The following is a 26,978-nucleotide window of genomic DNA, read 5'->3' on the forward strand; positions in this document are numbered from 1 at the left end:
GTCGCATCTCTTGTTGGCGTAGGGAATAGCCCTATTGTAACGGCGCGATCACCGATGCCAAGTATTGGTTAATGCTTAACGTTAAATTGAGTGGTGCTGTGCAGTGCGATAGAAGTTCAGCCGTTGCTGAAAGTAGCCGCGTAGATGTGTGGGGACGTGCGTTTCGGCGCTTTCCCACTCGGCGGCGCAGCCGTAGCGTTCGCTATAAATAACTCTTAGTGCCAGCAAATCGGTTTGGATCTTTTCACGTTCTTGCTGGGGTAGGCCATCCAGTGGTCGTGGCATGTCTTTCTCCCTATTCGATAGCGCATAATATGAGGCTAAAGAGAATTTGTCGCTACCTCATTCTGGGCAGAACCTTCACAGGGCCTGTGCCAGAGTGGGATGGTGCTTTACTGGCTTGATGCTCATCGCTTGTTCTTGCTGGCCATGATCGTGCTGATGATCCAGAGATTTTGCATAGGTATACAGACCGCTAATCAGAGCCAGCCAGAATAGCGTGCAAACGGTTAATACAGTCAGCCAGACCTTTTGGTTGTAGCTCATGATAGCTCCTAAAAAGTGCATGGGATTAATCTCGTTAATTAAATCAGAGACAACATAAATGTTAATTAAACAAACGGAATAAAAGATGCGCTGAGCTGTTACTAATTGCCTGTGAGTGTTTCAGGATATTCATTAAGGCAATATTAGTGGAAGTCGTTACGTAATCAGTTAATTTCTATTTACTTCTGGTTTATAAATATAGGCATACACTCCACTTCATTCAATGCAAATGTAGGTGTGTAAGATGAAAACGTTACTGTTGACTGGGGCGACTGGCTTTCTTGGTGGTGCGGTGCTTGAAAAGTTACTGACAGAAAATCAAAAGGTTAACTATCTATTATTAGTGCGTGCGGAAACCGAAGAACAGGGCTTAAACCGTATTTTCACTAATATGGAAAAGTTCAATATAGATAAAAACATTCTGAGTAAGCTGACGGTAAAGAATATTTTACTGGGTGACTTAAGCGAGCCTGAATATTTTTTGTCTGACGCCCGTATTAACAAGGTAACTCATGTTGTTAACTGTGCCGCGGTGGCGTCATTTGGTAATAACCCACTTATTTGGAAGGTTAACGTTGAAGGCACGCTGGCATTTGCGCAGCGAATGGCTCAGGTGGTTGGATTAAAACGTTTTCTGCATGTGGGCACGGCAATGTCTTGCGCACCTCAGGTGGGTTCGTTGGTGGCAGAAAGCGCCGAGTTTGAAGAAACTGCCGAACACTTGGTGGAATATACCCGCTCCAAATCGACCATCGAGCAACTGATGCGGCAAACCTGCCCGCAACTGCCGCTGGTGATCGCCCGGCCCTCGATCGTGGTGGGGCATACGCAGTTGGGTTGCAAACCCTCCAGCAGTATTTTCTGGGTGTTCAGTATGGCGTTGATGCTGCGTAAGTTTATGTGTTCGCTGCAAGATAGTATTGATGTGATCCCGGTGGACTATTGCGCCGATGCGTTAGTGATGCTGCTCAACCGAGATAGCTTGGATAACGATGTTTACCATATCTCAGCGGGGGAGGAGAGCAGCGTCAGTTTTGCGGATATCGATTATGCCATCGCTGCCGCACTAGAGGAGCCACCGGTGGGCGATCGCTATGCGCAGGTCAGCTACGAAGCCCTGCTGCAAATGCGCAAACAGTTGAAGGATATCTTCGGGCCGTGCAATGAGCGCCTGATGTTGAAAGCGATGCGCCTGTACGGCTCCTTTGCGATGCTGAACGTGCGCTTTAGCAACGAAAAAATCCTCAAGTTAGGCATGCCTAAGCCGCCACGCTTTACCGATTATATTGGCCGCTGCGTGCAATCAACCCGCGGGTTGTCGATACCGCAGCAAATGGCGGTTGATTTTAAATAGCGGCTGGGGGGGCGTGACGCAGGGGCGCCGCATGCTGCGCCCGCTTTCAGGATCTTACCAGGAGGAGGATGACCAGAATACCCGGCCCAGCACCACCAGTTGCTCTTTGCGCTGTGGATAGCTGAGCCGTTCATCCTGGTACTCTTCCCGATTCAAAGAGCGAATGACCACGCCACCGTCGGGCTGCTCAATCAGGATCTTGACCCGTAACAGATTGCCGTGGCGGATCGCATAGGTTTTCCCTTCGCGGATGCGGGTATCGACGGTATTGATACCCACCACATCGCCATCCTGCAATCGGGGTTCCATGCTGGAACCTGAGATGCGGATAATGCGTGCCGCGTTCACCGGCACCCCCATCTTGTGCAGATAGTAGCGGCGGAAGATCAGCGAGAACTCTTCGCTATCGACAATTTCGTAGCAGCCGTCACCGGCGGAGAAATCGATATCCAGCAATGGGATCTCCACAAACTCTTCCTTGTCCTGCTCGGTATCTTCCCATACCACGGGTTTGAGCCGTGCCGGTTGGAAATCCGATTCGGCCGCCACGTTGGCAAACGGCTGTTCCAGCGCCTTCTCATGGAATACATCGAACCAGCCTTTGGGCAAGCCGAGTTTGGCCTCAATGCGTCTGGCGAGGTTGTCGCCCAGGTTGCGGGAGGATTTTTCACCAGTGATCTGGCTCAGCGTTGGCGCAGAAGATCCCACCAGGATGGCAAACTCATTCTGGTTGGTGCCTTGCCGGGCGAAACGTGCCATCAGATCGCGCAGGTTGTTGCGCCTGATTTCTTTGGTTTCCATGCGCCGATGGTCTCACTCTTTAGCAAAAAGGTAAATCCTTTACCGCTAAAATCTTTAGCGTAAACTTAAACCTCTCCTAGCCAGAAAACATCTTTCAACAGCTTGTGTTGTACGTCAGCCGCATTGTTCCACTAAAATAAGGGTTTTACAGCAGGGTTGGTGGGGACAAGCGTGCGTCTGGATAGAAAAATCTCTTCTTTTGAACATCTGATCTACCGTAATTACCGCATCGTCCACGGGGTACGGATCGGGTTGGCCTTTATCCTGACCTTCCTGCTGATCCGTCTGCTGGCGGTGCCGGAAGGTACTTGGCCGTTGATCACGCTGATCGTTGTGATGGGGCCGATCTCTTTTTGGGGTAATGTGCTGCAACGGGCGCTGGAACGTATTGCCGGTACGGTGTTTGGCGCCGCCTCTGGCCTGATTGCGCTATACCTGGAGCTGTATTCGCTGCCGGTGATGCTGGCCTGGTGTGGGGTAGTGATGTTTGCCTGTGGTTATCTGACGCTGGGCAAACGGCCCTATATGGCCTTGCTGGTGGGCATTACGCTGGCGGTGGTCATCGGTGCCGGGGCTGGCGATATCTCTATTGCACTGTGGCGCAGTGGCGACGTGATTTTTGGTTCGTTGCTGGCGCTGCTGTTTACCAGCATCTACCCGCAGCGAGCTTATGTGTTGTGGCGAATGAAAATGGCGGATTGCTTGGAGACGGTAGGGAAGATCTACGGCGCTTACCTTTCACCCAACATGATTGAGCGGCCCCGGTTGGAGCCTCGGCTCAAAAACTTGCTGGGCGATGTGGTGAAGCTACGCACACTGATCGCCCCCGCCAGCAAAGAGACTCATATCGCCAAACCGGTCTTTGAAGCGGTACAGACCCTGAGCCGCAATCTGGTTTGCACGTTGGAGCTGTTAGCCGATGCTTACTGGGCCTCGCGTGAAACCCATTTTATTATGCTCAATGCCAAAACCTTGCGTAGTTCACAGTTGTTGACGCAGCGTGCTATCGAATCGCTGGCGAATATTATGCGAGATGGCGAGCCCCTGCATGCGCAGGTCGTTGCTGGAGAACTGAGCGATATTTCCGCAGAGCTGAAGACATTAATGCAAGAGGCCAGTGCCGCTCAACTCAGCGAAGCCCCTATCTATGGCTATGTCTGGCTGAGTATGGAACTGGCACAGCAGTTGGAAGAGTTGGGCGATCTGCTCAAGGTCTGTACGGCCAATACTCAGGAATAGTGGATCAGATCATGAAGCAGGCGCATCAGGATAGGGTCAATGCGCTAAAGTGGGTAAGATAAGGCAATGACAGTTGTGTCTGACGGCCACAACCCTGTATCTTGGTATCATTGTGGCCGTAAGCAAATAGAATCTGTGTATTACTAAAGCAAGGGTATAAAGATGGATAATGCAAATAAGCCGAGTTTCCAGGACGTTCTGGAGTTTGTGCGTATGTTCCGCCGTAAAAACAAGCTACAGCGTGAAATTGTCGACAACGAAAAGAAAATTCGTGACAACCAGAAGCGTGTGCTGCTGCTCGACAACCTGAGCGAGTACATCAAACCGGGCATGAGCATTGAAGACATTCAGGGCATCATCGCCAACATGCGCGGTGACTATGAAGATCGCGTTGATGATTACATCATCAAAAATGCCGATCTGTCGAAAGAACGCCGCGAGCTGTCCAAAAAGCTGAAAGCAATGGGCGAAGTGAAGTAATTCGCGTCAAGCAGGGCTGGGGGATCTCCCGGCCCTGCGTCTTTTCAGGGGCACCGCGCCCTGAACGACCTTAAAGAATAACGATATGTTACCGTGCTATAGCAAATCTGCTTAAAGCCGCTACGCTAATGTTATAAATAGACTTTGCCCAATCGCTTTCACGTTGTCGCTTGAAGGACGACGGGGATAAATTTCTTCGCCAGCAGAGGCTGTCATCGATGGCAGAACCGCAACTCAGCACCTTTCTCAACCTGGATGAGACGCTCCATCCTCCCCGTATCTTGGCATCTGGGGATTGGGTGTTGGCACATTACCGCCTGTTGGAAACCGCCGTTGGGCAATTGCAAGCCCGCTTGCCGGCCGATGTGGTGTTCGATCTCAGCCAACTGGGCAGCCTGGATACGGCAGGTGCCACCTTGCTGGTCAATCTGCTGGGTGACCAACGGATATCCGATCTCAAACAGTTAGCCCCTACGCTCCCAGTGGAACGCCGCGTGCTGCTGGAAACCGTTGGCCGTGCTTTGCAAGGATTTACGCCACCACCGGCAGAAAAGCCGCCCGGTCTGGCAATCGAACTACTGGCCAACGTCGGCCGGTCGATGGAAAATTTCTGGCACAACCTGGTAGCCCTGCTGGGGTTTATCGGCCTGACGTTGCAAACCCTGTTTGCCAATCTGCTGCGCCCTACGCGCTGGCGGATCACCTCGCTGGTGGCCAATCTCCAGCAAATCGGCCTGAACGCGGTGCCGATCATTATGCTGCTGACCTTCCTGGTGGGCGCTGTCATCGCTTTCCTGGGATCAACCGTCCTGTCTACCTTCGGTGCCAGCATTTTTACCGTGCAACTGGTGGTGTTTTCCTTCCTGCGAGAGTTCGCAGTGCTGCTGACGGCCATCTTGATGGCGGGCCGTACCGCCAGCGCCTTTACCGCAGAGCTCGGGCTGATAAAGGCCAACGAGGAAATAGATGCTATTCAGGCGATGGGGTTGAACCCGGTTGAACTGCTGGTGCTGCCGCGCGTGCTGGCGCTGCTCCTGGCGTTGCCGATGCTGACCTTCATCGGCATGATTAGCGGCATCTTTGGCGGCATGGTCGTCTGCGCCCTGACGCTGGATATCTCACCGACCATGTTTTTAACCATCACGCAGAGCAGTGGCGGTTTTCAGAACTTCCTGGTGGGGATGAGCAAGGCGCCGGTATTTGCATTCCTGATCGCCATTATCGGCTGTCTGGAAGGGTTTAAAGTCAGCGGTAGCGCCGAGTCGGTAGGGGCACATACCACCGCCAGCGTCGTGCATTCAATCTTTGTGGTGATCCTGCTGGATGCGGTCGCCGCACTGTTCTTCATGGAGATGGGCGTGTGAGCCAGACGACCCCGGAAGCCATTATCCGCATCCGTAAATTGCGAAACTGTTTTGGCACCCAATGCGTGCATGTGGACCTCGATCTGGACGTGCGCCGAGGAGAAATCCTGGGCGTGGTCGGCGGTTCGGGTACCGGCAAATCCGTTCTGTTGCGCAGCATCGTTGGTCTGCGTCGCCCAACCGCTGGCCAGATCCACGTCTTTGGTGAGGATCTGATGGCGCTCTCCGGTACGCGACGCTCCGTGCTGGAAAGGCGATTTGGGGTGCTGTTTCAGAGAGGGGCATTGTTCAGTTCGCTGACGGTGACGGAAAACGTGGCGCTGCCGCTGATTGAATACGCAGGCTTACCGCGCCGAGATGCCGAGCAACTGGCACAGGTGAAGTTGGCGCTGGCCGGGCTGCCTGCCAGTGCTGGCAACAAGTATCCGGCCTCGCTTTCTGGCGGCATGGTCAAGCGTGCCGCGTTGGCCCGATCGCTGGCGTTGGATCCGGAAATCGTATTTCTGGATGAGCCAACGGCCGGGCTCGATCCCATCGGCGCAGCAGCCTTTGACAGCCTGATCCGCACGCTGCGCGATGCCTTGGGGTTAACGGTGTTTCTGGTCACCCACGATCTCGATACGCTTTATACAATCTGTGACCGGGTTGCGGTACTTTCGCAGAAGAAGGTGCTGGTGGTGGATACGCTGGAGGTGGTAGCCGCTACTGACGATGCCTGGATCCAAGAATATTTCCACGGCCCGCGTGGGCGGGCGGCACAGCAGGCCGTAACGAATATCCCAGAGAGGCAATAACAAATGGAAACCCGTGCGCATCATGTCTTGATTGGTTTATTTACGCTGATTATTTTCACCGCCGTGCTGCTGTTCAGCCTGTGGCTGACCAAGTCCGGCACCGATCGCCAGTTCAAGCAGTACGATATCGTGTTTAATGAAGCCGTCAGTGGCCTGTCACAGGGCAGCACGGTCAATTACAGTGGGATCCGCGTGGGGGAAGTGACGATGCTGCGCTTGGATCCCAACGTGCCGACCAAAGTCTGGGCGCGCATTCGGGTCACGGCCTCTGCACCGATCCGTGAGGATACCCAGGCTCGCCTGGCAATAGCTGGCATTACCGGTACGTCCAATATCCAGCTCAGCGGTGGGAGCGAAACCAGCCCGATGCTGACAGGAGAGGATGGGGCTATCCCGGTGATTATCGCCACGCCATCGCCGTTGACTCAGTTGCTCGCCAATGGCGAAGATGTGATGAGCAATGTCAACCAGGTGTTGGTGCGTTTGAATCAGCTAATGACGCCGGACAATCAGCAGCGTTTGGTGAATACGCTGGATAATCTGGAACAGATTACTTCTACCGTAGCCGGGCAACGTGAAGATATCCGCACCATCTTGCAGCAGCTGGCGCTGGTGACCAAGCAAAGCAATGATACGCTGGCACAAACCAATCGGTTGGTGCGCAATGCTAACGTGCTGTTGGACGGGCAGGGCAAGCAACTGGTCGCCAATGCGGCTAATACCATGGCATCGCTTGAGAAAACCACCGCGCTACTCAACAAGCTGATTGGCGAAAATCAGCAGTCACTGAATAGTGGCATTCAGGGATTCAACGATCTTGGCCCGGCGGTAGATGAATTACGCAGAACCTTATTGACCTTACGCGGTGCCATGAGCCGCCTGGAAGAGAACCCGTCCGCCTTGCTCAGGGGCCGCGAACGTACCAAGGAGTTTACCCCTAAATGATTAAGCTAAAACTTCGCCAGACGCTACGGTTGTTGGTGCTGGTAGCCGTGATGCCGCTGGCCGCCTGCACTATTTTGCCGGAAAGCCCGATACAGCAGGTGTATTTGCTGCCTGCCCAGCCAGTGGCCGTGGCCGGGGGCCAGGCGTCTGAACGCTCGGTACGTATCGTGCAGCCCAATACCAGCCAGTTCTTGAACGGTACGCGTATTGCTGTGCAGCCTCAGGGCGCGGAGATCACCTCTTTTAGCGGTTCACGCTGGAGCGATCCGGCCCCGCTGTTGTTGCGTAATCGCCTGATCCAGGAGTTCCGCACTAACGGCCATTTCCGCTCGGTGAGCAGCGACGATGACAATTTGCAGGCAGATATTGAGCTAGGCGGCGATTTGTCCTCCTTCCAGGGGGTCTATAACGGAGATCGGGGCGAAGTGGTGATCCGCTTTGATGCTCGCCTGGTTCGCACATCCGATCGCCGAGTGATGGCCAGCCAAAGTTTTACGGTGCGCGAGCCGATCCACGGTACCTCGATGGACAACGTCGTGCAGGCCTTTGGCCTGGCCAGCGATAAACTGGCAGCGCAGACGCTGGCATGGGCGCGCCAGCAGGCGGCTAATTAAGACTCGTCGGCCATGGCCTTTAACCACTGGATAAAGGCGTTGATTTTAGGCCATTGCCGGTCCGAGAGCGTGGAAATGTAGTAGCGCTGTGCGCATTGCATTTCCATGCCGGGGAAGGGCGCGATAAGTTCGTTATTTTCCAGGCGCTTACTCACCAACTTCTTGCGGCCCATGGCAATTCCCACGTGGTTCATGGCCGCGATCACTGCCAGATCCGAACGATCAAACCCCATGCCGCGCTGCCCTTCGGCAAATTCCAGATCAAAGTGTTTGGCCCAGGTATTCCACTCCCCGATGTCCGAGTCGTAACTCCATGCCTGACGATCGTGCAATAACGTGCAGCGCCGCAGGTTGGCGGGGTTGCCAAATAGCTCATGGCGTTCGGCGTATTCCGGACTACATACGGGCACGATCGACTCATCCATCAAATGCTGGCAATCGAGTTTCTCCGGCGTTTTGTCATCAAAATAGATCGCCAGATCGATCCCCGCACCGTGGAAGTTCACCATCTCGTTGCCGGTGAGAATATTCAGGCTGATGGCCGGATATTGGCGATCGAAGTCCGCCAGCTTGGGCACCAGCCAGCATTGGGCAATCGACGGGCGTGAGTAGATGGTCAGGGTACCAGACAGCTCCTGGCTTTTAATCTCCAGTATTTCCTGATTGAGATAGCTGAGTGACGATTTCAACACCCAGAATAACCGCTCGCCCTCGGGGGTCAGTTCGATCCGGCGGTGAAAGCGCTGGAAAAGCTTGAAACCCAACTCGGCTTCCAGGTTGTTGATCCGATGGCTGACGGCGCTGGGGGTGATCGCCAACTCTTCGGCGGCCAGCACGAACGAGCCTTGCCGCGCGGCAATCTCAAACGTATGCAGCTTGGCTAGCTGATAGCCATTCAGGTGCCTGTTGCGGGCGAGCTGGTGCTTTTCGTCGTACATGGTTATCGCCTGTGAAATAAACCAGATTATATCGAAGCCGGAGACTTAAAGATGAAGCAATGTGAGTCAAAGACAGAAATAGTGCCAAATGTTGACCGAAATCACCTGATTGATTGAATCTGGCTCATGTGAAGAGGCGTTTTGATCGTTTGTCAGCGCTGGGGCGTTAGTTTCCAATAGGAGTGAAATTTATCCTGGAAGGACGCTGAACATGGACTCGCAGATCTGGGTAGTCGCTACGTTATTAAGCAGCATCATTATCATTATTCTCACTATCGTAAAATTCAAGATCCACCCGTTCCTGGCGCTGTTGCTGGCCAGTTTTTATGTGGGGGCCCTGATGGGCATGAACCCGCTGGAAATGGTCAATGCCATTGAAGGCGGCATCGGCGGGACCTTGGGCTTCCTGGCGGCGGTGATTGGTTTAGGCACCATTCTGGGCAACATGATGGAAGTGTCCGGGGCGGCAGAACGCATTGGCATCACCTTGCAAAAGTGCCGTTGGCTGTCGGCTGACGTGATCATGGTGCTTGTGGGGCTGGTCTGCGGCATTACGCTGTTTGTTGAAGTGGGCGTGGTGTTACTGATCCCGCTGGCGTTCTCGATTGCCAAAAAAACCAATACCTCCTTGCTGAAGTTGGCGATCCCGCTGTGTACCGCATTGATGGCCGTGCACTGTGTGGTTCCTCCGCATCCAGCGGCGCTGTTTGTCACCAACAAGTTGGGTGCCGATGTGGGCTCGGTGATTGTGTATGGTTTGATTGTCGGGCTGGCTGCTTCGCTGATTGGTGGGCCGTTGTTCCTCAAGCTGGTCGGTAAGCGCCTGCCGTTCAAGCCGGTACCCGCCGAGTTTTCCTCCGTGCAGGTGCGTAACGAGCAGGACTTGCCTTCGTTGGGTGCCACACTGTTTACCGTGCTATTGCCGATCATTCTGATGTTGGTGAAAACCGCAGCGGAACTCTATATGGCCAAAGACAGCGCGCTGTATACCTTCCTGGAGTTTATCGGCAACCCGATCACCGCCATGTTTATCGCCGCCTTCGTGGCCTACTACGTGCTGGGTATTCGCCGCAATATGGGCATGGGCACCTTGCTGACCAAAACGGAAAACGGCTTCTCTTCCATCGCCAACATCTTGCTGATTATCGGCGCTGGTGGTGCATTCAACGGCATATTAAAAGCCAGTGGGCTGGCAGATACGCTGGCCGTGATCCTGTCGAATATGGACATGCATCCGATCTTGCTGGCCTGGCTGGTGGCTATCTGCCTGCATGCGGCGGTAGGGTCGGCCACCGTGGCCATGATGGGAGCGACGGCCATTGTTGCCCCCGTGCTGCCGCATTACCCTGGCGTCAGCCCGGAGATCATCGCGTTGGCCATCGGCTCGGGTGCCATCGGTTGCACCATCGTCACCGACTCGCTGTTCTGGCTGGTTAAACAATACTGCGGCGCGACGCTCAGCGAGATGTTTAAGTATTATACCTCGGCCACCTTTATTGCTTCGCTGATTGCGCTGGGAACCACATTCCTGCTTTCTTATATCATTTAGACCAAAAGAGACTAATTATGAATACGTTAGACATTGAAAACCTGGTAGTGAAATTTCCTTTGGTGCAACGGCTGATGGATTTGGAAGCGGTGACCTGGTTCAACCCCAATACGACCACGCTGGTGGAAGGGTTACCGTACGTCGAGCTGACGCAAAATGATGTCGCCGAAGCCGAAGCGCGCTTGCAACGCTTTGCTCCGTATCTGTGCCTGGCATTCCCTGAAACGCAGCAAACGAACGGCATTATCGAGTCTGAGGTAGTGGCAATCCCGGCGATGCAGGGCGCGCTGGAGCAGCGTTATGAGCAGGCCATCGCGGGTAAAATGTGGTTGAAAAAGGACAGCCATTTGCCGATTTCTGGCTCCATCAAGGCCCGTGGTGGCATCTATGAAGTGCTGACTCATGCGGAAAAACTGGCCATCGAGGCGGGCATGCTGTCTGTAGATGATGATTACAGTATCCTGTTTAGCGACAAATTCCGCCAGTTCTTCAGCCAGTACAGCATCGCCGTGGGCTCAACTGGCAACCTGGGGATGTCGATTGGCATCATGAGCGCCAAGCTGGGGTTCAGCGTCAGCGTGCATATGTCTGCCGATGCTCGCGCCTGGAAAAAGCGCAAACTGCGTGAGCACGGCGTTAACGTCGTGGAGTACCAACAGGATTACGGCGTGGCGGTGGCTCAAGGGCGTAAGCAGGCGGAGTCTGACCCGCACTGTTTCTTTATCGATGATGAGAACTCGCAAACCCTGTTCCTCGGCTATGCGGTGGCCGGTGGTCGCCTGAAAAAGCAGTTTGCACAGATGAATATCCAGGTTGATCAGGATCATCCGTTATTTGTCTATTTGCCCTGTGGCGTAGGCGGCGGGCCTGGTGGAGTGGCGTTTGGCCTGAAGCTGGCGTTTGGTGACCATGTGCACTGCATCTTTGCCGAGCCGACGCACTCACCTTGCATGCTGCTTGGGATCCACACAGGGCTGCACGATCACATTGCGGTGCAGGACCTGGGGATTGATAACGTCACGGCGGCGGATGGTTTGGCCGTTGGCCGGGCCTCCGGGTTCGTCGGGCGTGCCATGGAACGCCTGCTGGATGGTTTCTACACCTTGAGCGATCAGGAGATGTACGACTTGCTTGGCTTGCTCGCCGCTGTTGAGGGCATTCAGCTGGAGCCTTCTGCGTTGGCTGGCATGGCGGGGCCCGCTCGAGTCTGCGCCGACCCTCAATATCTGGACAGCCATCAGATCGATGCCCAACGGATCGCTAATGCGACGCATTTGGTTTGGGCAACCGGTGGCGGTATGGTGCCTGAGGAAGAGATGGCCAAGTACCTCGCAGCCGCAAAACGCTAGCACTGCATGTTGTTAAACGGGCGCAGATGCGCCCGTATTGGTTATGCCTCTCCTCACGTTTTCCTAAACGAGAGCAATAAATCGTCGTCATAGTTTGACCTCGATCAGAGTATCGTCTTGATGCGCCCATCATAATGAGAATTACTCCCATTATAAGAATGCCTATCATGACCATGCGTATTATTGGACGGATCCTGTTTTTCTGCGCCGGATGGTTTCTTCTCAGCTCTGTCGCCCTGGCTGCCGCAGATTACCAACAGTTGAGCGATGACATTCAGTCACGCCTGGATAAAACCTCGCAGTTCTACCAGCAACAACAGATTGCTGAAGCCCGCAGTGAAGTACAGATGGCCTATTTTGAGGTGTTCGAAAACCTCGAAGGCCCGATCCGCATCAATATTTCCGCGCAAAAAAGCTATCAGATGGAGGCTGCCTTTGGCGAAATCCGCAAGATGATTGGCGATGGCAAGCCGCAGGCGGAGGTCGATGCCAAAATAGCCTGGCTGAAAAACGAGTTAAACGGCGTGCTGCCGGTATTGAGCGGTGGGCACAAACTCACGGCGGAGCAGCAGCACGGCGCTTATGACAACGAACAAATCGCACCTTATTGGCAGCAGAGCTTTAAAACCATTGATGACCTGCTGGCCGAAGCCGTTGGCCTGTATCAAAGCAACAGCTACGCCGAAGCCAGTAAAAAGGTGCAGCAGGCGCAGTATGACGGCTTCAAAAATTCCGAAATGGAAACTTCGCTGCGGCAAAATCGCTCCTCCCAGCAGGCCGGTGATATCAACCGCCAGTTCTCTGAGCTGATCAAACTGAGCGGCGAACCGGACCAGATGAACGAGGTCGGCTACCGTGTTACCACCTTATTGCAGGATCTTGAAGACTTGCTGCCTGGGCTGCCAACCACCCGTGATGACCAAGTCGTTGCGGCCACGCCTGACGCCAATGACGCCGCGGTGGATGCGGACTGGCAGAAAGTAACCCACGATATTGATAAAGCGGTTAATACCGCTATTGCGCAATACGCCAGCGGTGATGCCAAAGGCGCCATGATGGCGATCCAGGATGCTTACTTCGACCTGTTTGAAGCCAGCGGCATGGAGAACAAGATCGGCTCGCGGGACTCGGCCTTTAAAACCCGTATCGAAGGTTACTTCACGCGCATGGTCAGCCAGATCAAGGCCGGGCAACCGCTTGATACGGTGAAGGAGCAGTCTCAGGCGCTGCAAACCGATTTGGTGGCGGCGGTAGAGATGTTGGGCACCGGCGGCCAGACCAACTGGAGCCTGCTGATTTACAGCCTGTTAATCATCGTGCGCGAAGGCCTGGAAGCCTTGCTGATCGTCGCGGCTATCGTCGCGTATCTGGTGAAAAACAATCATCACGACAAACTGCCGCTCATCCGTCAGTCGGTGTATGTCGCACTACTGGCCAGCGTGATCACCGCCGTGATTTTCCAGTGGCTGTTCTCTAACTCTGGTGCTAGCCGTGAACTGCTGGAAGGGTTCACCATGCTGATCGCGGTGGTGATGCTGTTCTCCATGAGCTACTGGCTGCTGTCGAAAGTGGAAGCCAAACAGTGGAAAGCCTATCTGGAAGGTAAGCTTTCGCACTCGTTAAGCAGTGGATCGATGGTTGGCCTGTGGCTGACCAGCTTCCTGGCGGTCTACCGCGAAGGGGCAGAAACGGTGCTGTTCTATTTTGCCCTGATGGGGGATTCCAGCTCGATGGAAGGACACCTGTCCATTCTGGGCGGGTTCCTGATCGGCTGTGTGATCTTGCTGATCGCCTACCTGATCATGCGCTACAGCGTCGTCAAATTACCTCTCAAACCGTTCTTTATGTTTACCGGCAGCTTTATGTACCTGATGGCCTTTGTGTTTGCTGGCAAAGGTGTGCTGGAGCTGATCGAGGGCAAACTGTTTGAGCCAACGTTGCTGAGCGGTGTGCCAGAAATTTCCTGGCTGGGTATTTACCCTTATGTCGAAACGCTGATACCGCAGGCGATCCTGCTGATTGCCGCCGTATTTGCCCTGTGGGTCATGAGGCGGGGAACCGTAGCAACAAGTCGGGGGTAACACCCCGCAGTATTTCTGGGATGATTTTTAATCGAATTGATGATTTAGCGAGGATGATAACAACATGGCTATGAACAAAAAATTAATCAGTGGCGCACTGATCGCCGGGATCTTCACCGCACCAGCGGCGTTTGCCTTCAAAGAGTACCCTGCTGGCGAGCCGGTAAAAATGAACGAGCTGGAGATTGCCGCCGTCTACCTGCAACCGATCGATATGGATCCGCGTGGCATGGGGCTGCCAGCGGCTAAAGCCGACATCCACCTGGAAGCGGATATCCACTCGGTTGAGGGCAACAAGAACGGTTTTGGCGCGGGCGAATGGATGCCTTACCTGACCATCGCCTATACCCTGACCAACACCGATACCGGTGAGAAACAGGAAGGCACCTTTATGCCAATGGTTGCCAGCGATGGCCCACACTACGGTGCCAACATCAAGATGATGGGCGTGGGCAATTATAAGGTGACCTATCATATCGATCCGCCATCCAAAGCAGGCCTGCATCGCCATACCGATAGTGACACCGGCGTTGGCCGCTGGTGGAAACCTTTCGATGTCAGCTTCGACTTCAAATATGTTGGTCTGAACTGATTTAGCCGTAAAGGTTTCATTATCAACAGGCCGGGCAGGCAGCAATGTTTCCCCGGCCGTTGGCGTTTAAATGCCAACGCCACGCGACGTTCTCCGTTGGTTGCCATGATTGGACAAGCTCATCATTAACGGATAACGGTTTATACCCAATTGCCGCTCAGGCTGAGCTTGTCAGTGAGCGGGGTGTACAGTCATCATGAGCTATTTTCTTGTTTCGGTACTGCAATCTTTCCTGCCCGTTGCCCTGCTGCTGGGGCTGAGTTGGACAATACGCCAAACTCCCCTGGTGCGTCCGATGGTGCTGCTGAGCCTGATCGGCTTTTTTGGCGGTACCTTTACCGCGGCTCATCTGCCTGATTCACAGCAATGGGCGCTGTGGTTTACCGGCCTACAAATCGCTCTGATCCTGTTGTTCCTGCTTAACCAGTTTACCTCTGGTTCGCGTTCGGGGTATGTCTGGCAGTTTGTCCTGGTGCTGTTGGCTTCGCTGCGTTGGGGGAAAACGCCTAACCTGGGGGCGATCACCGCCACCGACGTCATCAACACCGAGTTACTGCTCAATATTAGTGCGGTGATTGCTGGCATTATTATCGTGGCGTTTGCCGGGGCGCTATTGGCCGCCTGCGTGCGTCAGGTTCGCACTCTGCGCTGGCCGTTGCTGCTATTGTTGGCGTTGTTGCTACTGGCACCACTCTCCGGCGAACTGATGCTGGCATTAATGAAGCTTCAGGTGCTGGAACTCACCAAATCCTTGCTGAGCTATGTGGCAAAAGTCACCAATGCCAACGGCCTGATTAACTATTTTTGCGGCGGTTTGCTGCTGCTGACAGCTCTGGTTTACCTGTTGAAAGTCGTCATACCGCGCCGTCGGGCGCAGGTGGAACCGCGGCCCATCGAACACCGTAAGGCCGTTGCCCACTATCAAAATTCCCGGCGCGTGTTGGTGATGACTTTAGTGCTAGCGGTGATTGCCGCCGGTTCCCAACTTTATTGGGACAAAATTGCCTCCCAGCCCCCGCGTTTATCTGAAGCCTTGCCGGTGAAGCTGAATGCCGATGGGCTGGTCCATATCCCGATAGAACAGGTCAAGGATGGCAAACTGCACCGCTTTGTCTGGGTGGCAGACGACGGTAAAGCCGTGCGCTTCTTTGTGATCAACCGCTACCCAGACAAACTGCGCCTGGGCGTGGTGTTTGATGCCTGCCTGCTGTGCGGCGATCAGGGCTACGTGATGGAAGGCAACCAGGTGATTTGCGTGGCCTGCGACGTACGGATATTTATCCCGTCGATCGGTAAGCCAGGCGGCTGTAACCCGGTGCCGATCGAAGAGTGGGATATGACCGCCACGGATTTGGTTATCAGCAAGAAATCGCTGGAATCCGGCCTTAACTATTTCAGCACCATCATTACGCTGGAAGTCACCGACCCGGTTGACGGTAGCAAGCTGACCAACACCAAAGCGGAACATCGCTACAACTACGCCGGTAAAACCTATTTCTTCTCCAGCGCGGCCAACTATGAAGCCTTCCGCGACACGCCAGAGAAATTCATCAAGGAAGGGGAATAACCATGTTATGGCGCATGCTGCAACAGTCGTGGTATCGCAATATCCGCAAAAAATCGCTGGCGGTGATCACCATTTTTCTGGCAGCGGGCCTGGTTTCTGCCCTGCTGGCCGTGTCGATCGATATCGGCGACAAGATGGCCCGGGAGATGAAATCCTATGGCGCTAACATCCTGATAGAACCGGCCGGGCAGGCGACCTTGCCCTCGTTGTTCGGTGAGAAAAACAACCCGCTGGCCGGTCAGGATTTTCTCGACGAGGCCGAACTACCCAATATCAAAGACATCTTCTGGCGCAATAACATCATCGGTTTTGCCCCGTTGCTGAGCGGTGAAGTCAGCGTACAGCAACGTGTAATACCGGTGTTAGGTACCTTCTTTGAGCAGAAGGTCAACGTACCGGATGAAGAGAACTATCAGACCGGCCAGAAGATTATCAGCCCTTATTGGCAGGTGACCGGCCAGTGGCCTGATGAAAGCGGCGCGGCCAATCAGGCACTGGTTGGCCAACAGTTGGCTCAACAGAGCGGCTGGAAGATTGGCGACACCATTACTGTCAAAGGTCCAGCAGCGGCGTTGGTGGTGACGATCAGCGGCATACTGGCCAGTGGCGGCGATGAAGAACAGCAACTGGTGCTGCCTTTGGCGCAGGCTCAAAACTTGCTGGGGCTGAAGGGCAAAGTGCAGGCCATCCGCGTCTCCGCGCTGACGGTGCCGGAGAACGAGCTGTCACGCAAGGCCAGGGCCGATCTGGAGTCACTGGACGCAGAAGAATACGACCTGTGGTATTGCACCGCGTATGTCTCGTCCATCGCCCATCAGTTGGAAGAGGCGATATCCGGTTCCGGCGTTCGCCCAATTTGGCAGGTGGCCGCCTCAGAAGGGATTGTGATCGAGAAGATCCAACTGTTGTTGGCGGTGGTGACGCTGGCTGCGCTGTTGGCTTCCGCCATGGGCATTGCCTCGCTGATGACTAGCAATATTATGGAGCGCACCAAAGAGATTGGCCTGATGAAAGCGCTGGGGGCCAGAAAGTGGCAGATCATGATGCTGTTCTATCTGGAGGCGGCAATGAGCGGCATTATTGGCGGCCTGTTGGGCTGCATTGCCGGTTGGGGATTGGCCAGGGGGATAGGTTTGATGCTGTTCGGTGCGCCGCTGAGCTTTGCCTGGATTGTGGTGCCTTGCGTGCTGGTGTTATCGGTACTGATTGCGCTGGCAGGGACCTGGTTCCCGGCTCGCCGCATCGCTCATCTCTATCCGGTGGAGGTGTTGTATGGCCGTTAATTCCTCTCAGAGCATGTTCTGGCGCCTGGTGTTCCGCGCACTGCGCTTACGGATGCAGCGGGTGTCGGTGGTGTTTGCTGCGTTGGCGGTAGGGGCGGCGATCGTCACCGCGATGTCTGCGGTGTATTTTGATATCAATGCCAAAATGAGCCAGGAGCTACGCACCTTCGGCGCCAACTTTTATGTTGGGCCAGGGATGGGTAATTCTATGGCGGAGAAGAGCTATCAGCAGATTGTCGACAACGCCCCGCCAGGGCTGGTGACGGCCAATAGCCCGTATCTATACGGCATGGCGCGAACCGAACTGGAAAAGGTAGTGGTGATGGGCGTGTGGTTCGAATCGCTCAAGCAGATCGTTCCTTACTGGCAGGTGACGGGTAACTGGATTGGCGTCAGCTTCGACGATCGCAATGCGATGATCGGCTACAAGCTGGCAAACCGCCTTGAACTCAAGGTGGGGGACTCGGTGGTGCTGGTGGAGGGGGATCAGAAGAAAAAATTGCAGATCAAAGGCATTGTCGAAGCCGGTGACGCCACGGATAACGTGCTGATTATCAACCTGCCGCTGGCCCAGAGTTGGCTACATCAACCTGACCTGATCAGCCACGCCTTATTCAGTGTTAACAACGAACGCGGCCAGGTGGAACAGTTTGCCGAGCAGTTGCAAAAACGCTATCCCGATCTGGAAATCCGCCCGATCCGCAAGGTTTCGGCTTCGGAGGGCCAGGTGCTGGACAAGATCAAAGGGCTGATGGGGTTGGTATCGGTGGTTATCCTGGTGCTATCAACGCTGTGCGTGAATACCACCTTGATGGCGATCGTCAGCGAACGGTCGCGGGAGTTTGCCTTACAAAAAGCGTTAGGCGCCAAAAGCAGCGACATCGTGCGCCAGATTATGGCCGAGACCCTGATTATCGCGCTGTTCGCCGTGGTGGTCGGCATTATTGCTGGTTATGTCCTGGCACAGGTTCTGGGGCATACCGTGTTCTCTGCCTCTATCGGGCTGCGGGCGCAGGTTATTCCACTGACGGTCATTCTTTCATTACTGGTTGCCCTGATTGCAGCCGCATTGCCAACCTATCGCGCCGTGAATATCGAACCGGCCAAAGTGTTAAAAGGAGAGTAACGGTGACTCAACAGCAACCGACCAACGAGCAGCAACTCTCACCTTGGGTGATTGAAACCCGTCATCTCTACAAACGCTTCGGCCAGGTGGTGGCACTCGAGGATATTAACCTCAAGATCAAGCGTGGCGAATTTGTTGCCATCATGGGAGCCTCGGGCTCAGGCAAAACGACGCTGATGAATATCCTGACCTGTCTGGATACCGTCAGTGATGGTCAGGTGCTACTGGACGGTGTAGACGCCGCTGGGCTGGATGAAGAAGGGCGCAGAGCCTTCCGTTCCGACAAGATTGGCTTGGTATTCCAACAGTTCCACCTGATCCCGTTCCTGACTGCGTTAGAGAACGTGATGCTAGCCCAGCACTACCATAGCGTGGTGGATGAAGTGGCCGCTCGCAAGGTGTTGGATCAGGTTGGCTTAGGCCACCGTTTCGATCACTTGCCAAGTCAGCTTTCCGGGGGGGAACAGCAGCGCGTCTGTATTGCCAGGGCGCTGGTCAATGAACCCCCGGTGATCTTTGCCGATGAACCAACGGGCAACCTGGATGAACAAAACGAGCAGATGGTGCTGGGCTTGTTAACCGAACTGCACAAGCTTGGGCGCACCATCGTGATGGTTACCCACAACCCGGAACTGGGCAAGTTTGCCGATCGCATCGTGCGCTTGCAGCACGGCAAGTATCAGGGCGAAGAGCTTAACGAGCATGAGGTGGAGCATGTTAGCTAATGCTAAAAAGTTCGGCGGTATCTTTTTAATCGGGGCCGCGTTACTGCTTAACGGCTGTAAAGAAGAGAAGGCCGAGATCGGCGCTGCGGCCCCTGCGCTGGCGGCCTACGATTTGCAAGGCAACCAGGTTTCGCTGAGCCAGTGGCAAGGCAAACATGTGTTCCTGAACTTCTGGGCGTCGAACTGCGGTGGTTGCCTGGCCGAAATGCCTGCTCTGGAAAAACTCAGTAAAGAGTTTGGCGACAGCATCGTGGTGGTGGGCATCAACACGGATAAGGATGAGATGAATATCCAGGCGCTGTTGGATGAACGCCAGGTATCATTCCCCAACGTGCGCGACCAACTGGCGATCACCCAGGAGCGTTATCAGGTGATCGGCACGCCAACCGCCTATCTGATCGACCCGCAGGGCAAGCTGATTGGCCAGTATGTTGGCATGCTGAATGAACCCGATCTCAAGGCGATCTTCGAACAGTCCCGACAGAAAGGGTAGCCGTTAGCCCATTTCTGCAATGACCAGGTATTAAAACGGTAGAGTAATTAACTGATGAACAAGCATCATGTAGCACTATTATTAACGCTCTTGGCAGGCTTCAGCCCGGCATTGGCCCAGAGCCCTGATGTGATCTATAAAAATAGCTGCGCCTCCTGTCATGGCCGCTATGGTGAAAAAAATGCCTTAGGCAAAGCCCGCCCGCTGAAAGATTTAACCCAGCAGGAAATCGCAGAGGGCCTAAGAGCCCGCAAAGCAGGCGAGATCGTGGGCGCTGGCAATAAGGCCAAGGCGCGTTTAAGTGACGAGGATATCGCTGTGCTATCGGAGTATGTGGTGACCTTGAAAAAGTGAGTAGAGCCAATACTCGGCGGGCAAAACATCACAGCGTGAAGCTCTCGCGAAACTGTGCCAGTGCTTCACTACTGTCCCCGGAGGCCCAGCCTTCGAGTGCTACCGCTCCTTGGTAATTAATCACCTGCAGCGTTCTGGCAATGGCGCGATAGTTGATTTCCCCGGTCCCAGGCTGCATACGACCAGGCACATCCGCTACCTGGATCTCGCCTATCTGTGTGCCGCAGCGGCGGATCAGTTCAATCAGGTTGCCCTCACCGATTTGTGCGTGATAGAGGTCGAGGTTCATCTTAAGCGCTGGGCTATTGACCGTCTCCACCAATGCCAGTGTGTCAGCTGCGCGGGCAAAAGGCGTGCCGGGATGATCAACCGTCAGGTTCAAGTTCTCCAGGGTGAAGATACGCCCAGCCCGTTCACCGAGTTGTGCTAAACAACGAAGCGTATCGGCAGCCTTCAGCCACATGTTACCCGTCACCCTCTCAACCGGTTTCACCGGTAAACCCTGAGGATCCAGGCCGGTACCGTGCAGGTTCAGGCAGGGGCAGTTCAACCGTTCGGCTATCATCAGGGAGGTTTCTGCACTTTGCAGCAACTGCGCGATCTCTTGTTCATCGGTTAGATTGCCGCTGAGATAACCGGTCATTGAGGTGAAACGAGCTCCTGTCGCCACCAGTGCATCGATATCCTTATTGGCCCAGCTCCAGATTTCAACACCAAAGCCCAGTGCATGAATGCGCTCCACACGTTCGATAAAGGGTAAATCCAAAAACACCATTTCTGCACAAACCGAGAGGTGATAGCTTGCCACTAGCAGTCTCCTAATTGATGGGGGTATTTACAATTGGTCATCAATATACATGCCTAAGTTGTTTTTTAATGTCAAAAAAAGATAATTTCAACTTGGTCATAAATTTAGGGAAAAATTAATCTGTTTACATTGTAGGGTTATTGGAGGACATTCGCTGTACTTATTTAATCAGGCCGTAATTTATGTATTCGAGAAGGCGTTTTCTAACCGTAGGTGCTGCCCTGACGGGCTTTGCCGTATTCAAACCTTCCTTATCCTGGGGAAGAATGCCTAGTGAAAGCAGCGACGCTGCCATTTTTATTAAGCTTTCAGTGCTATTAACCAACGGGAAAGAAATGAGCCCATTAATAGCACTGCGTGCCTTGAATTGTTTGCAGGAAGAGGATCCTTCCTTTCAGGAGAAAATGCAGTTGCTGGCCAATGCGCTGAGAGTTGCAAATATTCTCTCGGCCGATGAACTGAATAATCATTTGATTATGGCTAGCCCCACTGGCGACACCGCCAAGAAAATCATTTCTGCCTGGTATCTTGGTTATACAGGAACACCTGTATCGCTACGGGCGTCAGATAACACGCGTTTTGTCAGCTATACCGATGCCTTTGCCTATGCTCCAACTTTGGACGCCACCGTGATCCCCACTTATTCCCGTGGCAAGACAAACTATTGGGTGCAGCCACCTATAACCCTCAACAGCGACTAGTTCCCGTTGAAAATGAGAGCAATATCATGAGTAAACACTATGATGCCGATGTGATTGTCATTGGCTCTGGCGCATTGGGCAGTAATGCCGCAACCTTGCTGGCTCGCAGTGGCAAGGCGGTTATTATTCTTGAAGCTGGAGAGAAAATACCGCGCTGGAAGATCGTCGAAAATTTCAGAAACTCATCGAAAAAATCCAACTATAACTCCCCTTATCCCAACGAGCCTTGGGCCCATCACTCCTATGACGAACAATACATAGAGAATACCGGTTCCTTTGATTTCCGCCCCGGCATGCTGAAACTTGTGGGGGGGACAACCTGGCATTGGGCGGCCGCTTGCTGGCGCTATCTGCCTAGTGATATGAAGCTAAAAACATTGTATGGCGTGGGGCGCGATTGGCCACTGGAATACCACGAGTTGGAGCCTTTCTACCACCAGGCCGAAGTGGCTTTGGGGGTTTGCGGCAGTGATACCGACGATCAGAGTGGGCAGGGCGGCAGCGCTTTTCCTCCGCGTTCACAGCCGTATCCGATGTTACCTGAAGGTGAAACCTATCTCTTCCAGCGGCTGAAAAGCCGAATGGCTCCGGCAGGTTATCATTTTATCCATGAACCCAATGGGCGTGCTACTCGTCCGTATGATGGTCGCCCCGCCTGCAGCGGTAATAATAACTGTATGCCGGTATGCCCGATTGGTGCGATGTACAGCGGTGATCAACATGCCCAGCATGCGCAAGATGCCGGTGCACGTTTATTCACGGATTCAACCGTGTGGAAACTGGAAAAAGGCGTTGATGATAAAATTGTCGCAGCCCATGTTCGCAGTTCTAAAGGTGTCGATACGCGGTTAACCGCAAAATACTTTATCGTTGCCGCACACGGGCTGGAAACGGCAAAACTGTTGTTAATGTCGGATATCGCCAACAGTTCCGATCAGGTGGGGCGTAATTTAATGGATCACACCGGCATGGGCCTGCAGTTTCTGGCCGATGAACCTCTTTGGCCGGGGCGAGGCGCCGTACAGCAAGGGGGAATATTCAACTCTCGCGACGGCGATTTTCGTAAAACAAGAGCGGCAATCAAGCACGCCATTGCTAACAATGTCCCCAATATGGCCGTAGCGCAACGTTTGATAGCTAAAGGCGTCATAGGTAGCGAACTGGACAAACAGATCCGCCATCAGGCGGCACGCTGGGTCGATATCTCAACGGTGTTTGAAACCCTCCCCCAGGCAAGCAATACCGTACGTCCAAGTACTACACGCAAAGATGCATTGGGCATTCCGATGCTGACGGTGAATTACGAAGTCGATGACTATGTCAAAGCGGCAAAACCCGTGGTGGAGGCAGATTACAAAAGATTCGTCGCTCTGATGGGGGGCACCGTCATTAATGACAATACTGGCTGGCAAAACCGTGACCATTTAATGGGGACCGTCATCATGGGCGATAACCCAAAAGATTCAGTGGTAAACCACGAGTGCCGGTGCTGGGATCATAGCAACCTGTTTCTCGCGACGACTGGGGTGATCCCCGCTTCGGGAGTCGTCAATCCCACGCTGACGGGCGTCGCTCTGAGTATTCGCGCAGCTGAAATCATTGAGCGTGAGATTTGAATATGAAAATACTTTTCAGGTTTCTCGCTGTAACCGTGTTGTTTATTGGGTTTAGCCACTCTTTGGCTGTATTTGCCGCCGATAAGGCGTTGGTTGAGCGTGGGAGATATATTGCGATCGCTGCTGATTGCGGTGCCTGCCATCGCCAGGCTATCAATAATGGTGTTCCCTTTGCAGGGGGATATGCGATTGAGTCACCGATGGGGCGTATCATTGCCAGTAATATTACCCCCTCGAAACAGTATGGCATCGGTAATTATAGCGAACAGCAGTTTGCCAAGGCTGTGCGTGAGGGGATCGCCGCTGATGGCAAGAATCTCTACCCAGCTATGCCATACACGTCATACCGTGATATGACGACGGCGGATGTACAGGCACTTTATGCCTACTTTATGCAGGGGGTTGAACCCGCAGATATTCCCCCTTCGGCACGTACCGATCTGAGTTTCCCGTTTAATATCCGGCAGATTATGTGGGGCTGGAATCTGTTGTATCTCAGCGGCGCTTCCGCTGATAAGGCAGAGGCGGTTCCTGGTTCATTGGAGCGCGGTAAGTATTTGGTTGAAGTGTTGGCGCATTGCAGCGCCTGCCATACCCCACGCAATATTATGATGGCAGAGCAGAGCAGCCTTAACCTTTCCGGTAGCCCGCTGGGTGGCTGGTACGCCCCTAATATTACCCCAGATAAGAGTGGCATTGGCGATTGGAGCCAGCGGGATTTGGTCACCTACCTGAAAACCGGGCATCTGGTTGGTAAGGCACAGGCGGCAGGTGCGATGGCGGAAGCCGTTCAAAACAGCTTCAGCTTGATGACGGATGATGATTTGAATGCGATCGCTTCATGGGTTAAGCAGGTGCCAGCCATTCCTACGGCGGTTGCCGACATTGGGCTTCAATCGCCACGGCTTGGGGTTGATATCAACAGCGTTCTCACCGGGCAGGGAACCCTGACAGACCGCTCAACAACGGACGGCGCTAAACTTTATGAAAATGCTTGCGCGAGTTGCCATGGGCATGACGGTCAGGGAACCGACGATAACTTTTATCCTGCATTAACTCGCAACCGTGCGGTTTCCGCATTGGGTCCGCAGAATTTGGTGATGGTCATCGTGGAAGGTATCCAACGTAAAACCAGTAACTCTGATATCAGCATGCCCGCATTTTCTGACCAGTTAAACAACGCGCAAATTGCCTCAGTCAGTAACTATGTTCGCAGTCGTTTTGCCGGTATTGACGACAAAGTGACTGCGCAGGATGTACAGACCCTTCGTGATGGTGGGGAGCCTCCGTTTATAATGCGATACATAAACTGGCTAATGACCATAGGGACATTGGTGATGGTATGTTTGTTGGGCGGCTTTTGGTATTGGCGAAAAGCAAGGCGTTCAGGCAGACAGCAAATTCGCTGACTCAATCAGTATCCCCCCTTCCAAAAGGAAGGGGGAACAGATAGGCACAAAATTAATCACAACGCCCATGGTTGATTTTGGTCAGGGGAAGGTTGATGTCGAATATTTTCAGATGGATATTTTTAGCACCCATCGCCTCAGCCCTTTTGACGTGGTGTTCGGCATATGTTTCGGCAAACGCTCGGTTTTCGAAAAAGTATATCCCGCCTGCCTCGCCGGTAAGCTCATTCTCAGTCCATATCTTGGAGATAAAACCCGGCTCGAGATTGATGCTTTCGGCCAGCGATTGCGCATTTTTGGACAGGGTTGCACCAAGCTGGTCGGCAGGGAAACTAAAATCAATCTGTAAAATGACACTCATATTGTGCTCCTTTTCGTGGCGAGTGGTTGTATATGAAACAGGGTTATTCCGTGGCGCGTTCTGCAACCTGCGGTAATTGTGCGTTGAGACGGTTAAGCAAGGTCTCGGTGTCCACGTAACCCGTAGAGAGCAGGGAAATCTCACCATGGCGTTCTAGCAATAGGGTGGGGAAGGAGCGAACGCCCCATTGGCGGCACAGCGCAAAGTCCTGGCTAACCGCCTCTCTGGCCCGTTGTGACGTAAAGGTTTGGCTGAATTCTTCAAATGGCAGGCCCACCTGATCGCAGATATCACGATAAAACGCCTCGGTTTTAGGATCTCGCCCATCGACATAGAACTTATGCTGAGTGGCAGAGAGAAACGGCAACGCTGCCGAGGAACGTAAACCCCGCTCAACCAACAGCAAAGTAGCCGTTGCGACCGCCCGGCAGGCCGGCTCGGTATCGTAGTTGAATTGCTCAGCTTCCAGCAGGCTGAAACCGAAGGGTTGGCCGGTTTTTTTCTGGATGTGACTCCACTCCCCCCTTAAGAAGTCTTTGAATGCCGAGTTCCAAGCATCGCCGCCACCAGCGCGCAAGCCACCCATGGTCATCACAAAACTCAGGCCATGTTGCTCGCAATACTCCGCCAGTTTCTTTACCACGGGTGAAATGCCCCAGCACCAGGAGCACATCGGATCGCCGACGTAGCGAATGACTACATCGCTGGGCGTAGTGGGTTGCCGTTGTGCATCAGAGGGCTCGTCAGGCAGAAGACAACTGCCGGTGGTGGGATCGCATTGCATCATGATGAAACTCCAAGCTTGGTTGAGATCGCAGTCATCATGATATTTGACAGCAAAAATTAATAAATAGACTATAAAAGCTAACTCTGTTCAATATTTGTGAACAAATGGACAAACTTGCAGCCATGGCCACTTTTGTCAAAGTGGTTGAAACCGGGAGTTTCACCCGCGCGGCTATTGCCATGGGGCTTCCCAAAGCGCGGATCTCCCAGCGTATTAGCGATCTTGAGCGCGTCCTGAGCGTGCGCCTATTGCATCGAACGACCCGGGCGTTGAGCCTGACGGAGGATGGCAGCGCCTATTTCGAGCGTTGCCAGCATATTCTCGCGGAAATTGATGAGTTGGAAGGGGGGCTCAGTGGCGGGGTGATAACGCCTAGCGGCAAGATCCGTATAGAGGCTTTGGCCTCTATTGCGCGTTGGATCCTCGCACCTCAGTTGCATGATTTTCAGGCGCATTTTCCAGAGATCGTGGTGCGGCTTGCCAGCAGCGATCGCATCAGCAACTTGTTTGAGGAGGGTATCGACTGCGCTATCCGTGGCGGCATACTGGAGGATTCAACGCTGGTGGCCAGGCACGTTTGCGACGTGCAGATGGGCTTGTATGCCTCAGTTGATTACCTCCGCTCAGCGCGAGCTATCAGGCAGCCTGAAGATCTTCAGCATCATCGATGGGTTGGGGGTTTTGGCATTCAGCGAGGTAAGCAACTTAGCTGGCATCTGCAATCGGCAAGCCGGAGCATTGCGGTAGTAGGCAACAGCAGTTTACTGATCGAAGATCCCGATGTGGCTATGAGTGCCTGCCTTAGCGGGGCGGGCATCTGCTCCGGAGCACCCTTCGCGGTGGAAAGCTATGTGAAGAGTGGGCTCTTGCAGCCGGTGTTGCCCGAGTGGCACTTTGCCCCACGGCCAATTCATATTATCTACCCCACCGGCAAGCATTTGTCGGTTCGGGTGAGAAGCTTTGTGGATTGGTCATTTGAGCTGATGAAAACCCATCCGCTGTTGGCGATGACGCCTTTAGCGCTGGCAAAATTACGCAGTTGAGTCGTTTGAAGGCTGTTTAACCGGGGTGTAAAGGGGTGGATGGCGTTGCCGCACATCCA

28 protein-coding genes are annotated in these 26,978 nt (G+C 53.8%); 21 read left to right on the forward strand and 7 right to left on the reverse strand.

The window, feature by feature from the left end; translation table 11 throughout:
- Positions 1-81 precede the first annotated feature (81 nt).
- Both A6U95_RS01870 and A6U95_RS01875 read right to left on the reverse strand, forming a co-directional pair.
- A complete protein-coding gene (locus A6U95_RS01870; RefSeq protein ID WP_065683229.1) occupies positions 82-285 on the reverse strand; it encodes a DNA polymerase III subunit theta in 204 nt (67 codons plus the stop codon).
- A 75-nt stretch (positions 286-360) separates the two neighbouring features.
- Complete coding sequence (locus A6U95_RS01875; RefSeq protein ID WP_065683230.1) at positions 361-546, reverse strand: hypothetical protein; 186 nt, start codon at positions 544-546, stop codon at positions 361-363.
- Between the two features lie 244 nt (positions 547-790).
- Between A6U95_RS01875 and A6U95_RS01880 the strand changes: the two genes are divergently transcribed.
- On the forward strand, positions 791-1,900 hold the full coding sequence (locus A6U95_RS01880; RefSeq protein ID WP_065683231.1) for an SDR family oxidoreductase: 1,110 nt from the start codon (positions 791-793) through the stop codon (positions 1,898-1,900).
- 54 nt (positions 1,901-1,954) lie between these two features.
- Here A6U95_RS01880 and A6U95_RS01885 read toward each other — a convergent pair whose 3' ends face one another.
- The gene (locus tag A6U95_RS01885) at positions 1,955-2,701 is read right to left on the reverse strand and encodes a helix-turn-helix transcriptional regulator (protein ID WP_065683232.1); all 747 of its coding nucleotides are present in this window, start codon (positions 2,699-2,701) and stop codon (positions 1,955-1,957) included.
- Between the two features lie 171 nt (positions 2,702-2,872).
- Here A6U95_RS01885 and A6U95_RS01890 point away from each other — a divergent pair, with 171 nt between their 5' ends.
- From A6U95_RS01890 to A6U95_RS01915, 6 genes are all read left to right on the forward strand, one after another.
- Positions 2,873-3,940 (forward strand): FUSC family protein, encoded by a 1,068-nt coding sequence (locus A6U95_RS01890; protein ID WP_065683233.1) that lies wholly within the window; start codon positions 2,873-2,875, stop codon positions 3,938-3,940.
- A 162-nt stretch (positions 3,941-4,102) separates the two neighbouring features.
- Positions 4,103-4,420 carry a PTS system regulator TmaR gene (gene tmaR / locus A6U95_RS01895; RefSeq protein ID WP_021805836.1) on the forward strand — a complete coding sequence of 106 codons (318 nt, stop codon included), beginning with the start codon at positions 4,103-4,105 and terminating at the stop codon, positions 4,418-4,420.
- Between the two features lie 218 nt (positions 4,421-4,638).
- Entirely contained in the window at positions 4,639-5,784 is a 1,146-nt protein-coding gene (locus A6U95_RS01900) for an ABC transporter permease (protein ID WP_065683234.1), read from the forward strand.
- Positions 5,781-6,578 carry an ABC transporter ATP-binding protein gene (locus tag A6U95_RS01905; RefSeq protein WP_065683235.1) on the forward strand — a complete coding sequence of 266 codons (798 nt, stop codon included), beginning with the start codon at positions 5,781-5,783 and terminating at the stop codon, positions 6,576-6,578. The genes A6U95_RS01900 and A6U95_RS01905 overlap by 4 nt, the downstream gene beginning before the upstream one ends.
- A gap of 3 nt (positions 6,579-6,581) precedes the next feature.
- Positions 6,582-7,523, forward strand: coding sequence for an MlaD family protein (locus A6U95_RS01910; RefSeq protein ID WP_065683236.1), 942 nt, complete (start codon positions 6,582-6,584; stop codon positions 7,521-7,523).
- Positions 7,520-8,137 carry an ABC-type transport auxiliary lipoprotein family protein gene (locus A6U95_RS01915; protein ID WP_065683237.1) on the forward strand — a complete coding sequence of 206 codons (618 nt, stop codon included), beginning with the start codon at positions 7,520-7,522 and terminating at the stop codon, positions 8,135-8,137. The genes A6U95_RS01910 and A6U95_RS01915 overlap by 4 nt, the downstream gene beginning before the upstream one ends.
- Here A6U95_RS01915 and dsdC read toward each other — a convergent pair.
- Positions 8,134-9,075: a DNA-binding transcriptional regulator DsdC gene (gene dsdC, locus A6U95_RS01920; RefSeq protein WP_065683238.1), complete on the reverse strand. Its 942-nt coding sequence runs from the start codon at positions 9,073-9,075 to the stop codon at positions 8,134-8,136. The two genes, A6U95_RS01915 and dsdC, sit on opposite strands and share 4 nt — an antisense overlap.
- Positions 9,076-9,286: 211 nt before the next feature.
- Between dsdC and dsdX the strand changes: the two genes are divergently transcribed.
- The 10 genes from dsdX (at position 9,287) to A6U95_RS01970 (ending at position 20,194) form a co-directional block, all read left to right on the forward strand.
- Entirely contained in the window at positions 9,287-10,624 is a 1,338-nt protein-coding gene (gene dsdX, locus A6U95_RS01925; RefSeq protein ID WP_024485917.1) for a D-serine transporter DsdX, read from the forward strand.
- A 17-nt stretch (positions 10,625-10,641) separates the two neighbouring features.
- Entirely contained in the window at positions 10,642-11,973 is a 1,332-nt protein-coding gene (locus A6U95_RS01930; RefSeq protein WP_065683239.1) for a D-serine ammonia-lyase, read from the forward strand.
- A 173-nt stretch (positions 11,974-12,146) separates the two neighbouring features.
- Positions 12,147-14,054, forward strand: coding sequence for an FTR1 family protein (locus tag A6U95_RS01935; RefSeq protein WP_065683381.1), 1,908 nt, complete (start codon positions 12,147-12,149; stop codon positions 14,052-14,054).
- Positions 14,055-14,118: 64 nt separating this feature from the next.
- Complete coding sequence (locus tag A6U95_RS01940) at positions 14,119-14,646, forward strand: iron transporter (protein ID WP_024485920.1); 528 nt, start codon at positions 14,119-14,121, stop codon at positions 14,644-14,646.
- 196 nt (positions 14,647-14,842) lie between these two features.
- The gene (locus tag A6U95_RS01945; RefSeq protein WP_065683240.1) at positions 14,843-16,213 is read left to right on the forward strand and encodes a Fe-S-containing protein; all 1,371 of its coding nucleotides are present in this window, start codon (positions 14,843-14,845) and stop codon (positions 16,211-16,213) included.
- A 2-nt stretch (positions 16,214-16,215) separates the two neighbouring features.
- The gene (locus tag A6U95_RS01950; protein WP_065683241.1) at positions 16,216-17,496 is read left to right on the forward strand and encodes an ABC transporter permease; all 1,281 of its coding nucleotides are present in this window, start codon (positions 16,216-16,218) and stop codon (positions 17,494-17,496) included.
- Between the two features lie 13 nt (positions 17,497-17,509).
- On the forward strand, positions 17,510-18,622 hold the full coding sequence (locus A6U95_RS01955) for an FtsX-like permease family protein (protein WP_139102306.1): 1,113 nt from the start codon (positions 17,510-17,512) through the stop codon (positions 18,620-18,622).
- Positions 18,623-18,624: 2 nt separating this feature from the next.
- Positions 18,625-19,347, forward strand: coding sequence for an ABC transporter ATP-binding protein (locus A6U95_RS01960; protein WP_065683243.1), 723 nt, complete (start codon positions 18,625-18,627; stop codon positions 19,345-19,347).
- Positions 19,337-19,840: a TlpA disulfide reductase family protein gene (locus tag A6U95_RS01965; RefSeq protein ID WP_065683244.1), complete on the forward strand. Its 504-nt coding sequence runs from the start codon at positions 19,337-19,339 to the stop codon at positions 19,838-19,840. The genes A6U95_RS01960 and A6U95_RS01965 overlap by 11 nt, the downstream gene beginning before the upstream one ends.
- A 54-nt stretch (positions 19,841-19,894) precedes the next feature.
- On the forward strand, positions 19,895-20,194 hold the full coding sequence (locus tag A6U95_RS01970) for a c-type cytochrome (protein ID WP_065683245.1): 300 nt from the start codon (positions 19,895-19,897) through the stop codon (positions 20,192-20,194).
- Between the two features lie 28 nt (positions 20,195-20,222).
- Here A6U95_RS01970 and A6U95_RS01975 read toward each other — a convergent pair whose 3' ends face one another.
- Entirely contained in the window at positions 20,223-21,002 is a 780-nt protein-coding gene (locus A6U95_RS01975) for a TIM barrel protein (RefSeq protein ID WP_065683246.1), read from the reverse strand.
- A 182-nt stretch (positions 21,003-21,184) separates the two neighbouring features.
- Here A6U95_RS01975 and A6U95_RS01980 point away from each other — a divergent pair, with 182 nt between their 5' ends.
- The 3 genes from A6U95_RS01980 to A6U95_RS01990 are packed head-to-tail and all read left to right on the forward strand — an operon-like array spanning position 21,185 to position 24,728.
- Positions 21,185-21,703 carry a sugar dehydrogenase complex small subunit gene (locus tag A6U95_RS01980; protein ID WP_065683247.1) on the forward strand — a complete coding sequence of 173 codons (519 nt, stop codon included), beginning with the start codon at positions 21,185-21,187 and terminating at the stop codon, positions 21,701-21,703.
- Positions 21,704-21,729: 26 nt separating this feature from the next.
- Positions 21,730-23,319, forward strand: coding sequence for a GMC family oxidoreductase (locus A6U95_RS01985; RefSeq protein ID WP_065683248.1), 1,590 nt, complete (start codon positions 21,730-21,732; stop codon positions 23,317-23,319).
- A gap of 2 nt (positions 23,320-23,321) precedes the next feature.
- A complete protein-coding gene (locus tag A6U95_RS01990; RefSeq protein ID WP_065683249.1) occupies positions 23,322-24,728 on the forward strand; it encodes a cytochrome c in 1,407 nt (468 codons plus the stop codon).
- A gap of 52 nt (positions 24,729-24,780) precedes the next feature.
- Here the strand turns inward: A6U95_RS01990 and A6U95_RS01995 are convergent, their stop codons facing one another.
- Complete coding sequence (locus tag A6U95_RS01995; RefSeq protein WP_065683250.1) at positions 24,781-25,089, reverse strand: monooxygenase; 309 nt, start codon at positions 25,087-25,089, stop codon at positions 24,781-24,783.
- Between the two features lie 43 nt (positions 25,090-25,132).
- On the reverse strand, positions 25,133-25,876 hold the full coding sequence (locus tag A6U95_RS02000) for a DsbA family protein (RefSeq protein WP_065683251.1): 744 nt from the start codon (positions 25,874-25,876) through the stop codon (positions 25,133-25,135).
- Positions 25,877-25,980: 104 nt separating this feature from the next.
- Here A6U95_RS02000 and A6U95_RS02005 point away from each other — a divergent pair, with 104 nt between their 5' ends.
- Positions 25,981-26,919 carry a LysR family transcriptional regulator gene (locus A6U95_RS02005; RefSeq protein WP_065683252.1) on the forward strand — a complete coding sequence of 313 codons (939 nt, stop codon included), beginning with the start codon at positions 25,981-25,983 and terminating at the stop codon, positions 26,917-26,919.
- Positions 26,920-26,978 lie beyond the last annotated feature (59 nt).

The sequence above is a fragment of the Serratia sp. 14-2641 genome, from assembly GCF_001692375.1.
Lineage (GTDB): Bacteria > Pseudomonadota > Gammaproteobacteria > Enterobacterales > Enterobacteriaceae > Chania > Chania fonticola_C.

What these genes read in the sequence shown, in the direction of transcription:
- A6U95_RS01980 (WP_065683247.1), top strand. Translation starts at nt 21,185, where the DNA reads ATGTATTCGAGAAGGCGTTTTCTAACCGTAGGTGCTGCCCTGACGGGC.
- A6U95_RS01955 (WP_139102306.1), top strand. Translation starts at nt 17,510, where the DNA reads ATGTTCTGGCGCCTGGTGTTCCGCGCACTGCGCTTACGGATGCAGCGG.
- tmaR (WP_021805836.1), top strand. Translation starts at nt 4,103, where the DNA reads ATGGATAATGCAAATAAGCCGAGTTTCCAGGACGTTCTGGAGTTTGTG.
- A6U95_RS01880 (WP_065683231.1), top strand. Translation starts at nt 791, where the DNA reads ATGAAAACGTTACTGTTGACTGGGGCGACTGGCTTTCTTGGTGGTGCG.
- A6U95_RS01935 (WP_065683381.1), top strand. Translation starts at nt 12,147, where the DNA reads ATGCGTATTATTGGACGGATCCTGTTTTTCTGCGCCGGATGGTTTCTT.
- A6U95_RS01945 (WP_065683240.1), top strand. Translation starts at nt 14,843, where the DNA reads ATGAGCTATTTTCTTGTTTCGGTACTGCAATCTTTCCTGCCCGTTGCC.
- A6U95_RS01900 (WP_065683234.1), top strand. Translation starts at nt 4,639, where the DNA reads ATGGCAGAACCGCAACTCAGCACCTTTCTCAACCTGGATGAGACGCTC.
- dsdC (WP_065683238.1), bottom strand. Translation starts at nt 9,075, where the DNA reads ATGTACGACGAAAAGCACCAGCTCGCCCGCAACAGGCACCTGAATGGC.
- A6U95_RS02005 (WP_065683252.1), top strand. Translation starts at nt 25,981, where the DNA reads ATGGACAAACTTGCAGCCATGGCCACTTTTGTCAAAGTGGTTGAAACC.
- A6U95_RS01990 (WP_065683249.1), top strand. Translation starts at nt 23,322, where the DNA reads ATGAAAATACTTTTCAGGTTTCTCGCTGTAACCGTGTTGTTTATTGGG.
- A6U95_RS01870 (WP_065683229.1), bottom strand. Translation starts at nt 285, where the DNA reads ATGCCACGACCACTGGATGGCCTACCCCAGCAAGAACGTGAAAAGATC.
- A6U95_RS01950 (WP_065683241.1), top strand. Translation starts at nt 16,216, where the DNA reads ATGTTATGGCGCATGCTGCAACAGTCGTGGTATCGCAATATCCGCAAA.
- A6U95_RS01930 (WP_065683239.1), top strand. Translation starts at nt 10,642, where the DNA reads ATGAATACGTTAGACATTGAAAACCTGGTAGTGAAATTTCCTTTGGTG.
- A6U95_RS01910 (WP_065683236.1), top strand. Translation starts at nt 6,582, where the DNA reads ATGGAAACCCGTGCGCATCATGTCTTGATTGGTTTATTTACGCTGATT.
- A6U95_RS01965 (WP_065683244.1), top strand. Translation starts at nt 19,337, where the DNA reads ATGTTAGCTAATGCTAAAAAGTTCGGCGGTATCTTTTTAATCGGGGCC.
- A6U95_RS02000 (WP_065683251.1), bottom strand. Translation starts at nt 25,876, where the DNA reads ATGATGCAATGCGATCCCACCACCGGCAGTTGTCTTCTGCCTGACGAG.
- A6U95_RS01970 (WP_065683245.1), top strand. Translation starts at nt 19,895, where the DNA reads ATGAACAAGCATCATGTAGCACTATTATTAACGCTCTTGGCAGGCTTC.
- A6U95_RS01875 (WP_065683230.1), bottom strand. Translation starts at nt 546, where the DNA reads ATGAGCTACAACCAAAAGGTCTGGCTGACTGTATTAACCGTTTGCACG.
- dsdX (WP_024485917.1), top strand. Translation starts at nt 9,287, where the DNA reads ATGGACTCGCAGATCTGGGTAGTCGCTACGTTATTAAGCAGCATCATT.
- A6U95_RS01995 (WP_065683250.1), bottom strand. Translation starts at nt 25,089, where the DNA reads ATGAGTGTCATTTTACAGATTGATTTTAGTTTCCCTGCCGACCAGCTT.
- A6U95_RS01940 (WP_024485920.1), top strand. Translation starts at nt 14,119, where the DNA reads ATGGCTATGAACAAAAAATTAATCAGTGGCGCACTGATCGCCGGGATC.
- A6U95_RS01985 (WP_065683248.1), top strand. Translation starts at nt 21,730, where the DNA reads ATGAGTAAACACTATGATGCCGATGTGATTGTCATTGGCTCTGGCGCA.
- A6U95_RS01885 (WP_065683232.1), bottom strand. Translation starts at nt 2,701, where the DNA reads ATGGAAACCAAAGAAATCAGGCGCAACAACCTGCGCGATCTGATGGCA.
- A6U95_RS01915 (WP_065683237.1), top strand. Translation starts at nt 7,520, where the DNA reads ATGATTAAGCTAAAACTTCGCCAGACGCTACGGTTGTTGGTGCTGGTA.